This is a genomic window from Polynucleobacter sp. MG-27-Goln-C1 (assembly GCF_018881905.1).
In the GTDB taxonomy this organism is placed as follows: domain Bacteria; phylum Pseudomonadota; class Gammaproteobacteria; order Burkholderiales; family Burkholderiaceae; genus Polynucleobacter.
This window is the reverse complement of sequence record NZ_JACVPM010000002.1, coordinates 255,382-267,967: the sequence shown is the minus strand read 5'-3', so window position 1 is coordinate 267,967 and position 12,586 is coordinate 255,382. Positions and strand designations below refer to the sequence as shown.

General features: G+C 44.7%; 13 protein-coding genes. 8 read left to right on the top strand and 5 right to left on the bottom strand.

Annotation, left to right across the window (positions count from 1 at the left end; translation table 11 throughout):
- Positions 1-12 precede the first annotated feature (12 nt).
- Genes ICN14_RS05380 through ICN14_RS05370 form a run of 3 tightly spaced genes read left to right on the top strand, consistent with a single transcriptional unit; the run spans position 13 to position 2,725 of the window.
- On the top strand, positions 13-1,215 hold the full coding sequence (locus ICN14_RS05380) for an ammonium transporter (RefSeq protein ID WP_216225489.1): 1,203 nt from the start codon (positions 13-15) through the stop codon (positions 1,213-1,215).
- A 35-nt stretch (positions 1,216-1,250) separates the two neighbouring features.
- Positions 1,251-1,775, top strand: coding sequence for a gamma carbonic anhydrase family protein (locus ICN14_RS05375; protein WP_216225487.1), 525 nt, complete (start codon positions 1,251-1,253; stop codon positions 1,773-1,775).
- Positions 1,776-1,795: 20 nt separating this feature from the next.
- Positions 1,796-2,725, top strand: a complete 930-nt coding sequence (locus ICN14_RS05370; RefSeq protein WP_216225485.1) for an AEC family transporter — start codon at positions 1,796-1,798, stop codon at positions 2,723-2,725.
- Here ICN14_RS05370 and maiA read toward each other — a convergent pair.
- On the bottom strand, positions 2,696-3,376 hold the full coding sequence (gene maiA, locus ICN14_RS05365; protein WP_216225484.1) for a maleylacetoacetate isomerase: 681 nt from the start codon (positions 3,374-3,376) through the stop codon (positions 2,696-2,698). The two genes, ICN14_RS05370 and maiA, sit on opposite strands and share 30 nt — an antisense overlap.
- Before the next feature lie 81 nt (positions 3,377-3,457).
- On the opposite strand from maiA, the gene ICN14_RS05360 reads away from it, so the two are divergent.
- Positions 3,458-4,087, top strand: coding sequence for a trimeric intracellular cation channel family protein (locus tag ICN14_RS05360; protein ID WP_216225482.1), 630 nt, complete (start codon positions 3,458-3,460; stop codon positions 4,085-4,087).
- Here the strand turns inward: ICN14_RS05360 and ICN14_RS05355 are convergent.
- Positions 4,074-5,672 (bottom strand): gamma-glutamyltransferase family protein, encoded by a 1,599-nt coding sequence (locus ICN14_RS05355; RefSeq protein ID WP_216225480.1) that lies wholly within the window; start codon positions 5,670-5,672, stop codon positions 4,074-4,076. The two genes, ICN14_RS05360 and ICN14_RS05355, sit on opposite strands and share 14 nt — an antisense overlap.
- Before the next feature lie 307 nt (positions 5,673-5,979).
- Between ICN14_RS05355 and ICN14_RS05350 the strand changes: the two genes are divergently transcribed.
- Positions 5,980-7,650 carry an MFS transporter gene (locus ICN14_RS05350; protein WP_216225479.1) on the top strand — a complete coding sequence of 557 codons (1,671 nt, stop codon included), beginning with the start codon at positions 5,980-5,982 and terminating at the stop codon, positions 7,648-7,650.
- Positions 7,651-7,742: 92 nt separating this feature from the next.
- Here the strand turns inward: ICN14_RS05350 and ICN14_RS05345 are convergent, their stop codons facing one another.
- Positions 7,743-8,354, bottom strand: a complete 612-nt coding sequence (locus tag ICN14_RS05345; protein WP_216225476.1) for an MOSC domain-containing protein — start codon at positions 8,352-8,354, stop codon at positions 7,743-7,745.
- 49 nt (positions 8,355-8,403) lie between these two features.
- Here ICN14_RS05345 and ICN14_RS05340 point away from each other — a divergent pair, with 49 nt between their 5' ends.
- Positions 8,404-8,811, top strand: coding sequence for a hypothetical protein (locus tag ICN14_RS05340; protein WP_255535976.1), 408 nt, complete (start codon positions 8,404-8,406; stop codon positions 8,809-8,811).
- 295 nt (positions 8,812-9,106) lie between these two features.
- The gene (locus tag ICN14_RS05335; protein WP_216225472.1) at positions 9,107-10,318 is read left to right on the top strand and encodes a site-specific integrase; all 1,212 of its coding nucleotides are present in this window, start codon (positions 9,107-9,109) and stop codon (positions 10,316-10,318) included.
- Between the two features lie 35 nt (positions 10,319-10,353).
- Here the strand turns inward: ICN14_RS05335 and ICN14_RS05330 are convergent, their stop codons facing one another.
- Together ICN14_RS05330 and ICN14_RS05325 are read right to left on the bottom strand one after the other, a co-directional pair.
- On the bottom strand, positions 10,354-10,806 hold the full coding sequence (locus tag ICN14_RS05330) for a hypothetical protein (RefSeq protein ID WP_216225471.1): 453 nt from the start codon (positions 10,804-10,806) through the stop codon (positions 10,354-10,356).
- 72 nt (positions 10,807-10,878) lie between these two features.
- Complete coding sequence (locus tag ICN14_RS05325; protein ID WP_216225469.1) at positions 10,879-11,619, bottom strand: hypothetical protein; 741 nt, start codon at positions 11,617-11,619, stop codon at positions 10,879-10,881.
- Positions 11,620-11,755: 136 nt separating this feature from the next.
- Between ICN14_RS05325 and ICN14_RS05320 the strand changes: the two genes are divergently transcribed.
- On the top strand, positions 11,756-12,544 hold the full coding sequence (locus ICN14_RS05320) for a hypothetical protein (RefSeq protein ID WP_216225467.1): 789 nt from the start codon (positions 11,756-11,758) through the stop codon (positions 12,542-12,544).
- The last annotated feature ends 42 nt before the right edge of the window (positions 12,545-12,586 follow it).

The window sequence follows — 12,586 nt, the reverse complement described above, 5'->3', positions numbered from 1 at the left end:
AGGGGTATTTCAATGGAAACTTTGAAGTCAGGCAGCGATGTCTTATTTATTTTGCTCGGCGCCATTATGGTTCTGGCTATGCACGCTGGGTTTGCATTTTTGGAGCTTGGGACCGTTCGCAAAAAGAATCAAGTTAATGCTTTGGTCAAAATCTTGGTTGATTTTGCAGTATCGACCATTGCTTATTTCTTTATTGGTTACAGCATTGCCTACGGCGTAGACTTTTTCTCTGGCGCAGAATTATTGGCCGAGAAAAATGGCTATGAACTAGTTAAATTCTTTTTCTTGCTGACCTTCGCTGCTGCTATTCCAGCAATCATCTCTGGCGGTATTGCCGAGCGCGCGAAGTTCAATCCTCAATTAATTGCCACTTTTATTCTGGTTGGTTTCATCTACCCCTTCTTTGAGGGTATTGCCTGGAATCAGCATTACGGCATCCAAGCATGGATCAAGTCACTTACTGGTGAAGAGTTTCATGACTTCGCGGGATCGGTTGTAGTGCACGCGGTTGGTGGTTGGATCGCATTGCCAGCAGTCATTCTTTTGGGTGCACGTCGTGGTCGCTATACCAAAGATGGCAATGTTGCGGCACATCCACCATCAAGCATTCCATTCCTGGCATTAGGCGCTTGGATTTTGGCGGTAGGTTGGTTTGGATTTAACGTCATGAGTGCGCAGACTATTGATAAGGTCAGCGGCTTAGTAGCAATGAATTCCTTGATGGCAATGGTTGGCGGCACGCTGGCTGCATGGGTTATTGGTCGCAACGATCCGGGCTTTACCTATAACGGCCCTTTAGCCGGCTTGGTTGCAGTTTGCGCAGGGTCAGATTTGATGCATCCGATGGGCGCCCTAGTGGTTGGCTTAATTGCCGGTGCACTCTTTGTGTATATGTTTACCTTAGTGCAAAACCGCTGGAAGATTGATGATGTATTGGGCGTCTGGCCTCTTCATGGTCTATGCGGTTTATGGGGTGGACTGGCTGCAGGCATCTTTGGTGCCAAAGCGCTCGGCGGTATTGGTGGTGTGACTTTCTTGGGTCAGTTAATTGGAAGCGGCTTAGGAGTTGCTATAGCGCTTGTAAGTGGATTTGTGGTCTATGGATTGCTCAAGGCTGTTTTAGGCATCCGGATGTCACAAGAAGAAGAGTTTGAGGGTGCTGATTTGAGTATTCACCGGATATCTTCGACTCCTGATCGTGAGCCTAACTGGTAGGCTTTATTAAATATAGCCATTACCTATAATGTGTCATGGCTATATTTGAACTAGATGGAAATGCTCCCCGCTTAGACGAGGGGGCTTGGGTCGCCGAGAGCGCAGAAGTTATCGGTAATGTCGAACTACATAAAAATGCGAGTGTGTGGCCCAAGGTAGTTATCCGCGGCGATAACGATTTGATTCAAATTGGCGAGGGCAGCAATGTGCAAGATGCTTCAATTTTGCATACTGACCCTGGCTACCCCCTCATCATTGGCAAGAATGTCACCGTTGGTCACCAAGTAATGCTGCATGGTTGCCACATTGGCGATGGCAGCTTAATTGGTATTGGGGCTGTGATTTTGAACGGCGCCAAAATTGGTAAAAACTGTTTAGTGGGTGCTGGCGCATTAGTTACCGAGGGTAAAGAATTTCCGGATGGTTCAATGATTTTGGGTTCTCCTGCCAAGGCAGTGAAGACGCTAACCCCAGAGCAGATTGCTGGCATTGAAGACATTGCTGGTCGTTATGTCAAAAACGCACAGCGCTACCAGCAAACTCTGAAGAAAATTGCTTAATTTAAAAAAGCACGCCTAAATTGTTCTACGTCTTTAATGTTGTCTTTCCGGTATTTGCCCTCATTCTGATTGGCTTTATTTGTGGGAGAACAGGCAAATTAGGGCAAAGCGCATCTATTGAACTAAATCGCTTTGTAGTGTGGCTCGCCTTACCTGCCCAGTTATTTCATTTTGCCTCTAGTAGTAGTTGGCAAACGCTCTGGCAGCCAGGGTTCATCACTGCTTTTTTTCTGAGTTGCTTGACGGTATTCATTCTGGTCTTAATAGTTAGTTGGGTGCGCAATCGAGATTTAGTGGCTGCAAGTTTTTCAGGTTTGAGTGCGTCTTACTCCAACACGGGATATATGGGTATTCCACTCTGTGTTCTAGCGCTCGGTCAGGATGGTTTGGCGCCAGCAATCATTTCTACTTTTATTGTATTTGTGATGTTCGCCATAGCGACCGTCCTAATTGAGACTGGCATACAGTCTCACAAAAAATCCCATGAAATTGTTTGGAACGTGCTCAAGTCGCTGTGCACTAATCCATTATTGCTTGCGCCTGTAGCGGGTTTGCTATGGTCATCTACGGACCTGGTTTTGTATGACCCATTAGAGCAAGTTATTTCTTTCCTGGCTGCAGCTGCAACTCCTTGTGCGTTGGTTTCTATCGGACTTTTTTTGATGCAAAAGGAAAAGTCAGCCCCGCAAGAGGCGTGGGGTGTTAGTTTTGCAAAATTGATTCTTCAGCCGCTGGTTGCATGGTTGATAGCAGGACCAATCTTGGATTTACCCGCGTTGTGGTTAAGCGCCGTCGTGATGCTAGCTGCACTTCCTACTGGTACCGGCCCATTTATGTTGGCCCAGTACTACAACGCAGATGGCCGAATGATTTCTCGAGTGGTGCTTTTAACCACAATTGGTTCTTTGTTAACACTGTCTTTATTCTTGTGGTGGAGCAGGGGGGTTTGATCCCTCTGCATCGATTTGCTTTTCCCAAGAAGCGCCAATAAATGCGGGTAGTTTCATGCACTCATTAAATATCTTCATCAGTGTTGGATAGGCTTTCATATCGAGCTTTGCGCTAAGCCCATTAAAAATTTGTGGCACCAAGCAAATATCAATCAAGCCGGGTTGATCACCATAAGCAAAGCGACCCACTCTGGAGTCCGAGCTCAATTGTTTTTCTAAGCTGGTTAAGCCTAGGGTCATCCAGTGTTGATTCCAGTTATCTTTCGCCTCCATACCGAGACCTAATTGTCTGATTAAGTAGCGCAACACTCGTACATTGCCAATTGGGTGAACATCAATCGCGATATCCATCGCTACTGCGCGCACCCATGCTCGATCGATTGGAGACCGCGGAAGTAGCGGCGGGCTTGCATGAATCTCTTCGAGATATTCAATGATGGCAAGAGATTGGTGAATATTGTGAGTGCCGTCGGTATAGAGTGGCACTAAGCGATTGGGATTTTTATTAGCGTATTCGCCAGCAGTGTGGACGCCTCCGCTTTTAACAATATTGACTGGAATCACTTCATAATCAAGCCCTTTTAAGTTAAGGGCAATACGCACCCGAAAGGCTGCTGAGCTGCGCCAAAAACTATAGAGCTGAGTTTTCATGAGGGATTCCTTTATGGCATTGCCCTCAGTATATTGAGGACTTCATTGATTGGCTGGTGTGGGTGATTTAGACTAGATGCTATGGATCAAATTAATTTCTGGATTGGCATTATTGCCACCATCGCATTTGCGGTAACAGGTGTTCTAGCTATTGCTGATCGGGGTGTGGATCTTTTTGGCGTGCTGGTTCTGGGCGTGATTACCGCTATTGGCGGTGGGACTCTGCGCGACATCATTTTGGATGTGCCAGCATTTTGGTCCATTGCACAAATTTATATTTGGGTCGCATTGGCCGCCTGCATTATTACTTTCGTAGCGGAATCTTTTTTTACGCAGCCACAGATTTATCGTTGGATGCTCTACATCGATGGCCTGGGTGCTGCCTTGTTTGGAATTCAGGGGGCTGATAAGGCTTGGAATCTCGGATTTGGCTTGCCAGTTGCGCCAGTAATTTTGGGTGTAGTCACTGCAATTGGTGGCGGCCTGCTTCGCGATATCTTGGCTGGTAGAAAAACTTTGCTGATGTCGCATGAACTGTATGCAATACCCGTTACCTTAGGTTGCTGTATCTATATTCTGATTTTAAATTTCCTTCCCACGTACACGCTAGAGGGATCTGTAATTTGTATGCTCGCTATTTTTGGATTACGCGCAGCTGCCATTTACTGGGACCTGCGCGTACCCAAATTGTTTATTACTAAAACGCGCTAACGGCACCATCACTACGCGGATCCCAGCCACCATGCAGTGTGCCGGATGGATCGCGAATAATGCAGCCTGCGTGTCCAACGGTTTCATCAAAGGCATCGAGCATCTCAATTTCATGACCCAAGGCATGAAGTTCTTTTGCCACCCATGGACTAAAGCGCGACTCTAACTTTAAGCTGTCGCTAGTTTGTCCCCAAGTTCTTCCTAAGAGCCAGCGTGGTCGACTGATGGCATCTTGTGGATCAAGCCCATATGTTGCTGTTCGAGTAAAGACTGCGCATTGTGTTTGGGGTTGGCCATCGCCACCCATCGTGCCGTACACCATAGACCGGCCATCCTTAAATAAAGCCATTGCAGGATTTAATGTATGGAATGGTTTGCGATAGGGCTCAAGGTGATTGAGCGTTTTTGGATCAAGCGAGAAGCTGCAGCCGCGGTTTTGCCAGTTCACCCCAGACTTAGGCAGCACGATACCAGCACCAAACTCGTGATAAATACTTTGAATGAACGAAACGCAATTTCCATTGCCATCAACTACACCCATCCAAATAGTATCGGCTGGGCCTTTACCCTGACCCCAGGGCAAAGCTTTTTCAGGATCAATATTTTTTGCTAGCTTCTTTAAGAAAGCAGGGGATAAGAAAGATTGTGCATGCTTGGTCATGTAAGCAGGATCAGTGACATATTTATCTCTGACCATGAAGGCTTGCTTGGTAGCTTCAACACAGTGGTGAACATATTCAGCGCTATCCACTTTGAAGCGTTTTAGATTAAGTTGATCCAAGATTCCGATGATCATTAATGACACTACACCTTGGGTTGGTGGTGTCATGTTGTATACATTACCCATGCTGTGTTTCAGCTCAAGCGGGTCAATGAGTTTGGCTTGATGACGGTGAAGATCGCCCAGTCTGAGTGGGCTACCAATTTCAGTGAGTTCTTTAGCAATGAGCTCAGCTAAATCACCACGATAGTAATCTTCAGTCCCTTTGCGAGAAATTTGGCGCAGGGTTTTTGCAAGACGCTCTTGTTTAAAGATGCTGCCTACTTCGGGCGACTTGCCGTTCACTAAGAATGTTTCGGCAAATCCTGGGATATCTTGCAGCTCACCCCGTTTTTTAGCGGTGAGGCTGGATTGGCTGAATGTGACGGGCACACCAGCTTCAGCATAGTGAATCGCATCGGCTAGCAAACGGGATAAGGGGAGTTTTCCACCCAAACCTTGTTTTGAAAGTTGCTGTGCTGCTCCCCAGCCAGAGATGGTGCCGGCTACGGTATTAGCTGCAACAGCGCCTCGGAAGGGGATAGCCTTTGTAATTCCGCGCTCAGCGCACCACTGCTTGGTTGCTAGGCCAGCCGCTGCACCACAGGCGTCAATTCCACCCATAGCCTTGCCAGGCGAGTGAATTACCCAGAAAGAGTCGCCACCAATAGAGTTCATGTGGGGATATACAACCGCAATCGTTGCTGCTGCAGCGATCATGGCTTCTAGGGCATTTCCACCCTCTCTTAAAACTGCTAACGCAGATTCGGACGCCAAAGAGTGGGGCGCCACTGCCATGCCCCGAATACCCCATTTTTGCTGCATGCTGATTTCTCCATTGAAGTACTTTATTGAAAAAGTTTTTTATTGTTTGTATTTAGTCTCTATTAGAGCGAATTTTGTAGGCTATATAGATAGAGTGTGCACTTTAATTGGGCGCATTGCTCGATCCGTGTATTTGGAGCCATTCACTTCAAATTGTTGTTTAGACCCCATCTAATTGCTAAATTCTCGGGAAAACCCCGAGCCGATTTGATGGGGAATTACCCTAACTAGTGGATTTCTTTGATTTTTTTCAAAGCATAATCGACCCGTTGTTTTTTATTTCAATAAAAATAGTTAGGAGCTACTGATGTCAACATCAACTAAAGCAGCCCCAATGACCGCTGAAGAACGCAAAGTTATTTTTGCTTCATCTTTAGGTACGGTTTTTGAGTGGTACGACTTTTATCTTTACGGTTCATTGGCTGCCGTTATTGCCAAGCAATTCTTCTCAGGCTTAGATGCTGGCTCTGCCTTCATTTTCGCTTTACTAGCTTTTGCTGCCGGTTTTATCGTTCGCCCATTCGGCGCTTTGGTATTCGGTCGCTTAGGTGATTTGATTGGTCGTAAATACACCTTCTTGGTGACGATTCTGTTGATGGGTGGTGCTACATTCATCGTGGGTATTCTTCCTAACTACGCCACTATCGGTGTTGCTGCTCCTGTGATCTTGATCGCATTGCGCATGCTTCAAGGTTTGGCATTGGGCGGTGAGTACGGCGGTGCTGCAACTTACGTTGCTGAGCATGCTCCAAATGGTAAGCGTGGTGCGTACACATCATGGATTCAGACAACAGCTACTCTTGGCTTGTTCTTGTCCTTGCTCGTGATTTTGTTCACACGTGAATTCACAGGCGCAGACTTTGACGTTTGGGGTTGGCGTATTCCTTTCATCGCTTCTATCGCATTGTTGGCGATCTCTGTATGGATTCGTTTGTCCATGAATGAGTCACCAGCTTTCAAGAAGATGAAAGAAGAAGGCAAATTGTCTAAAGCTCCTTTGACAGAGTCATTCGGTCAATGGAAGAACTTGAAGATTGTTATCTTGGCATTGTTTGGTCTGGTTGCAGGTCAAGCGGTGGTTTGGTACACAGGTCAGTTCTATGCTTTGTTCTACCTCACCCAAGTGTTGAAAGTAGATCCTAAGGCTGCGAACTTGTTGATTGCTGCTTCTTTGGTAATCGGTACACCATTCTTCGTAATATTCGGTAGCCTATCTGACAGAATTGGTCGTAAGGTAATCATCATGGCTGGCCTCTTGTTTGCCATCATTTTGTACATCCCTAATACGCCAGTTTCCTTGTTTAACGGCTTAACCCACTTTGCTAACCCAGCATTGGAAAAGGCAATGGCAACTGCACCAGCAACTATTACTGCTGATGTGAATGAATGTACATTCCAGTTCAATCCAACGGGTACTGCAAAGTTCACTAGCTCTTGCGATATTGCAAAGCAGGTGATGGCTTCTAACTCTGCGAGCTACTCAACAATCGCTGGCCCAGCTGGTGGTACTGCTGTTGTGAAGATTGGCGATACAGAGATTCAAGGCTACTCCGCTAAAGGTATGGCTCCAGCTGATGCGAAAGCAAAAGATGCAGAGTTCAAGAAAGCAATTCGCGATGCATTGAATGCTGCTGGCTATCCTGCAAAGGCTGATCCTGCTGCGATCAACTACCCTGCAGTTCTTGGTATCTTGGTAATTTTGGTGCTCTTGGTAACCATGGTTTATGGCCCAATCGCTGCGATGTTAGTTGAGATGTTCCCAACTCGCATTCGTTACACCTCTATGTCCTTGCCATACCATATCGGTAACGGTTGGTTCGGTGGCTTGTTGCCAACGATCTCCTTCGCCTTGGTAGCGCAAAACGGTAACATTTACTACGGTCTCTGGTACCCAATCATCATCGCTGCGATGACATTGGTAATCGGCGTACTGTTTGTTAAAGAAACTAAAGACGTAGATATCTACGCTAAAGACTAAGCTTTACTAGTCTGTTTCAAAAACTAAACCCGACCACTATGTGGTCGGGTTTTTTATTGCTAGAAATGAATTACAGCGATTAATTACAGCAATTAATCCCAAAGATTTTTCTGATTGCCACGATTAAAGAGTGCTTGATTTTGATCGGCTATTGATGTGATTCTTTGGCCTGGTAGCACCTGGATTTCAGCGCCTGCTGAAAGTACACCAGTTTGATTGACGCGAAGATACCACCCACTAAATCCTGATTGCAGCATGGCTTTAGCTGCGCCTTTGTAGCCCATCTTGGCGTTGAACTTAAAGCAGGGCTCGCGTAGTTTGACCACGGTAAATTGAAGATCACCAATCTGCATTTGATCTCCAATAAATATCTCAGTTTCTACTAAACCCTCAATGGTGAAGTTTTCACCGAAAGCACCTAGGGGAAGCTGAACTAATTTTTTAGTTTCCCGAGAGAGCAGCTCATTCCAAAATGCATAGTGCTCAATTGAGTAGACGTAAATGGCTTTCTCTATTCCGCCATGTACCGAGAGGTCTGCTTGTTCATCACCCGCAACTCCTATTCGAGTGATTTCTATGGGCGCAGGGATAGCAAGAGTGCTGACGGGTTGTTTGTTAATAGCCGAGGCCACTGTTGAGTAGTTCGGGTGATGAGACCCAAACAGTGGCATGACTTTGCCTGAAGATATGGAGAGAAGTCGCATAGGTGCAGTTGACTGATAAGATGAAATGGTCGAACTAAGAAAGTAAATGATGCATCTTTATAGATTATTGGTGGTAGCAATTTTTTGTGTGATTGCCAGCTCAACCGCATTCGCCAAGTGGGATGAGGAGCGGGATGTCACTACCAATGGCAAAGATGAGTTGGTCTATTACTTCAAGACCAATGAACAGGGGCAAAAGCTAGTTTTAGATAAGTACGTCAAGCGTCTGATTTTCATTCAGCCTGACCGGCTATATAAGCGCACCATTCGCCTCATTAAGGTGGATGGACAGCCTATCGAGGTGATGAGCGATCCCTTTTCTCGCTTTCCAGAGCAAACAGCCATCATTTTTGAAAATAAGGATGAGGTTCTGAAAAAGCTCTTTCTAGCTAAGAAAATCGAGGTTTTTATTCGCTACAACCGGGATGAGGCAGTCAGCGTCTTTCAGATTAAGTAGTTTGAGCCCTTTGGTTTAGACAGAAGGCGCCTGATCATTTACAATTACGAGTTCGGCGAATTAGCTCAGCTGGTTAGAGCGACGGAATCATAAAAATATTTTTGAGTACTAAAACAGTTCTAAAACATTGTTTTAAGCATACCCAAAAAATCCCGCCCACTACACACCAAAAACAATGGCATCAAAAAATACTTACACGCACTAATCTGCGTTCGCAGAACGTCGTGTGAGATTTTGACGACGAAGCAAAAATAATCGTCGTAGAAAATGCAAGACGACAGCACACTAAGCGTGTATGTCTAATCTCAATCAACTCTTTGCAAACCCCATCCCCGCAACCCCAAAGGCTATAAGGCTTATAGACGGGAAGGTTACTGTCTATAAGCGTCCCCAGTCGGCACAATGGCAATGCCGCTTTAAGCTGGCAAATAACAAGTGGCATTCGGCAAGCACTGGTACAGACGAGCTAACTGAAGCTAGACGCAATGCCATAGTTCTTTATGAAACTGTCCGCATAAAAATTGACGCAGGATTGGCACTCACAGAAAAAACATTTGGACAGTTAGCATTAGAAGAGATGGCAAATATGCGTCGTACTTCGAATGGCAAGAGAGGTGAGCGTAACTACAAAGATTATTTCTTTATCTGGCAAAAATATCTCATTCCATTTTTCGGAAAATACAAAGTTGGTGAAATCACGCAAGAGTTAGTTGCAGACTTTGAAGCGTGGAGAACTTCGGTAATGGGCAAAGAATCAAAAGCGACAACTAAAAAACATCACGCACTGGCATACAACAGAGTGGTGACGTTGGCAAAAGAGCTTGGACAGATTTCGCAAAATAAGATTGTTCCGTTGCTAAACATTGCTGGTGCAAAGAGCGAGCCTCGTCCCGCTTTCACACAAGAAGAGTTAGAGCAGTTGTATACCTACTTTCCGATTTGGCAAAAAGATGTGCACCATAGGCATTCGGGTGAAGTCAGAGTGCTGTGTGCCGCTTACATTCAGTTTTTGGTGAATACAGGGGTAAGGCACAGCACCGAGTCTATGCCGCTGAGGTGGAAGCACCTGCAATGGCACTATATCGGCGATAAGCGGTACTTACGCATATGGGTGAGTGGCAAGACAGGGCAGAGGTATTTAATCGCTAAAAACGCTGTTTTAGAGGTTTTAGAGGGGTTAATGCACTGGCAGAAGCTCCCATATGCCAGTTTGGGGGAAATAATCGAAATAAAACTCGATAGATTGATATTTACGCTCCCCACAGGTGAAATGCCCCATTTGCTGGAAAACATCTTTCGGCACTTAATGAAAAAGAGCGGATTGCTCAAAAATGGTGCTGGGCAGAATAGAACGCTGTATAGCTTGAGGCATACCTATGCAACGCAGGCATTGGCTAGTGGGGTAGATATTCACACGCTGGCTAAGCAGATGGGTACAAGCGTCTTAATGATTGAGCGGCATTACAGCAAAATCACCCCAATGATGAATGCTGAGAAGCTGGCTTAGTGGTGTCGTTTTAAACGACACCTTTTATAGCCTGTTTACTTAAATTTCTTTAATTTCAGTGTGGACGCATCAACTGCATCTTTGCTGAAGACTTGCGGGTAGTCGCAAACAATAGCTTCTGTTGTGTAGTCTTTGTAGCCAGCAGACACCATCCGTCTAAAGTTATCGCCGACAGTTGGTTTTATGGCGATGTCGTTAAGCGTAATGACAACTCCTTTTTTACCTAACTTTCGCTGAGTTCGAGTCGGATGGTATCCCAGCCCTTTTAGTAGGCTAATTCCTTTTGCTACACGCTCTTTTAGTTCTTTGGGTGCGCCATCGTCAGCAAACTCATTTGCTTGCACTAGAAATTCTGTAAGTCTCTTCGCTTCCGCGTATAAACCAAGTTCTGAAGCTCTTTTTAGTGCTTGACGAACTTGAGTAGGTGACAGCTCGCCAGCCTCTGCCGCTTCAACCATTTTTTTACCATTAAACGGTGCTCTTGCCATATCCATTCCTAATTCAAGTTAGTTGCTGTCCATAGCAAAAGTAACATAATCCGATAGCTAATGGGTTGCCAGCTAGCTGGGGAAGATACCTAGTGAAGTATTGGCAATGATTGATTCAGCCTGTTTGAGGTAGCGTTTAACAGTTGCCGCCATTACGTTTCGTTTAGCGGCTGTATCTTGTTTTAAATCATTCGGTGATGGCATAGCACCTCTAACTAATCTCAATTCAACTCCAACCTCCCATAGCTTAGCTTTGCCATTTAACTCTACTAGCTTTGTGAAGCAGTCATAGACATCTAGTGCCTTTTGAAGACTCTCAATTGTGTAGTTTCGGTTAAGCGGAAATCTAGCAGTACTTTTATCTAATTTTTTTGCAGTTCTGCCTCTTTTAGCCGTATGCCTCTTTTTAAGTATTTTGGCAATGCGACTTTGTAACTCTCTTTTACTCATTGTGAGAGGCAGTGCTAAGACGAGCACATTCTCAGAATTCCAATCCTCTTCCCACTCCGACTTGTCGCTTAGTTCTTTTGGGACAAGAGCACTTCGTTTCTCTCCAAATAGATAAGCACCCCTGTTGTTTTCACTCCACCATTTTTTAAAATCATCTTCTCTCACATCCCCAAACTCTTTATACAAGTCTGCGAGCTTGCCTGCGCCATTCCTCTCGCAACACTTTAGGTAGTTGTCATTACGACGTAAATATGCCCACCACCAATAAAACGGACTTCTTTGTTGGTAAGAAATTGATAGTGGTTTTTGCTTTGTTCCAAACAGTGGATAAGGAGCAAGAAAGTGAACGGGATTTTTAGTCATTTATTAACAATCAAATTGCATCAAATTGCTTTGCAGTATCTCAATAAATCGATAAAAAGTAAAATAGTAGTTATAGATGAGGTTGATATTTTATTAACACATCTTATTTTTAAATAAAAAAGAAAGCGAGTTTGAGATGTTAGAAAAAATGTTCAATAACCCTGTTAAAACTACTGCTGATAACGCTACTGTCGTTTTAAACGACAGCAATATTCAAAGTAGTAGTTATAAGTTCTCGTTTATCGAGCAGTTAGTGCTGGATAGAGAGGCTTGGGAAAACACAGTAGCTCGTACAAGCAATGAGCAGTTATATAAGTTGCTGGCACGTTGCTATGGCACGTATCTTTCAATGTCGCAAGACAATGAAAAAGCAGAACAAATGCGTGAAGATTTAAAGACACACATTAACTTAAAAGGGTATGTGTTTGCTAAAACATCACATACGCTTACAAAAATTGTTAAGTGTGTGTTTGGTGCTGATAGACGTCGTACAAGCACTTACAGCATTGTTTTACGTGCGGCACTTGCTGAAAATAAAACTGAAGCACAAATTGCAGGTTTTATTGAAAGCAGGGGTGGTGTGCAAGAAATCCGCTTAGCTAAAGGCAATGCTTTAAGCACTAAAGCTAAAGCTGAACTTGCTAAAAATACTGTTGCAGAACAGTCTTTAGCGAAAGTTAGTAGCGAAGCATTAGCTAAACAGCTTGATAGTGCAAAGGTGGGGCAACAAGTGGTTATTGTTGCTACACAACAAGCTAACGGCGAACTTGTTGCTAATGCGGTTACGTATAGCGAAACAGCTGTAAATACTGCTTTGTCTGCGTACTACTCTGCTAACAAAGACAGCATTAAAACAAAAGCTGACGAGCGTGCTAAAGCTAGCAATGACTCAACATTAAGCGACGCTATCAATAACGCTGCTTAATATGTAGTAACTACAGGGGTAAAGCGTAACTGCTTTGCCCCT

Coding starts and splice junctions, on each gene's coding strand:
- ICN14_RS05345 (WP_216225476.1), bottom strand. CDS start 8,354: ATGCGACTTCTCTCCATATCTTCAGGCAAAGTCATGCCACTGTTTGGG.
- maiA (WP_216225484.1), bottom strand. CDS start 3,376: ATGAAAACTCAGCTCTATAGTTTTTGGCGCAGCTCAGCAGCCTTTCGG.
- ICN14_RS05325 (WP_216225469.1), bottom strand. CDS start 11,619: ATGACTAAAAATCCCGTTCACTTTCTTGCTCCTTATCCACTGTTTGGA.
- ICN14_RS05375 (WP_216225487.1), top strand. CDS start 1,251: ATGGCTATATTTGAACTAGATGGAAATGCTCCCCGCTTAGACGAGGGG.
- ICN14_RS05320 (WP_216225467.1), top strand. CDS start 11,756: ATGTTAGAAAAAATGTTCAATAACCCTGTTAAAACTACTGCTGATAAC.
- ICN14_RS05360 (WP_216225482.1), top strand. CDS start 3,458: ATGGATCAAATTAATTTCTGGATTGGCATTATTGCCACCATCGCATTT.
- ICN14_RS05380 (WP_216225489.1), top strand. CDS start 13: ATGGAAACTTTGAAGTCAGGCAGCGATGTCTTATTTATTTTGCTCGGC.
- ICN14_RS05330 (WP_216225471.1), bottom strand. CDS start 10,806: ATGGCAAGAGCACCGTTTAATGGTAAAAAAATGGTTGAAGCGGCAGAG.
- ICN14_RS05335 (WP_216225472.1), top strand. CDS start 9,107: ATGTCTAATCTCAATCAACTCTTTGCAAACCCCATCCCCGCAACCCCA.
- ICN14_RS05350 (WP_216225479.1), top strand. CDS start 5,980: ATGTCAACATCAACTAAAGCAGCCCCAATGACCGCTGAAGAACGCAAA.
- ICN14_RS05340 (WP_255535976.1), top strand. CDS start 8,404: ATGCATCTTTATAGATTATTGGTGGTAGCAATTTTTTGTGTGATTGCC.
- ICN14_RS05355 (WP_216225480.1), bottom strand. CDS start 5,672: ATGCAGCAAAAATGGGGTATTCGGGGCATGGCAGTGGCGCCCCACTCT.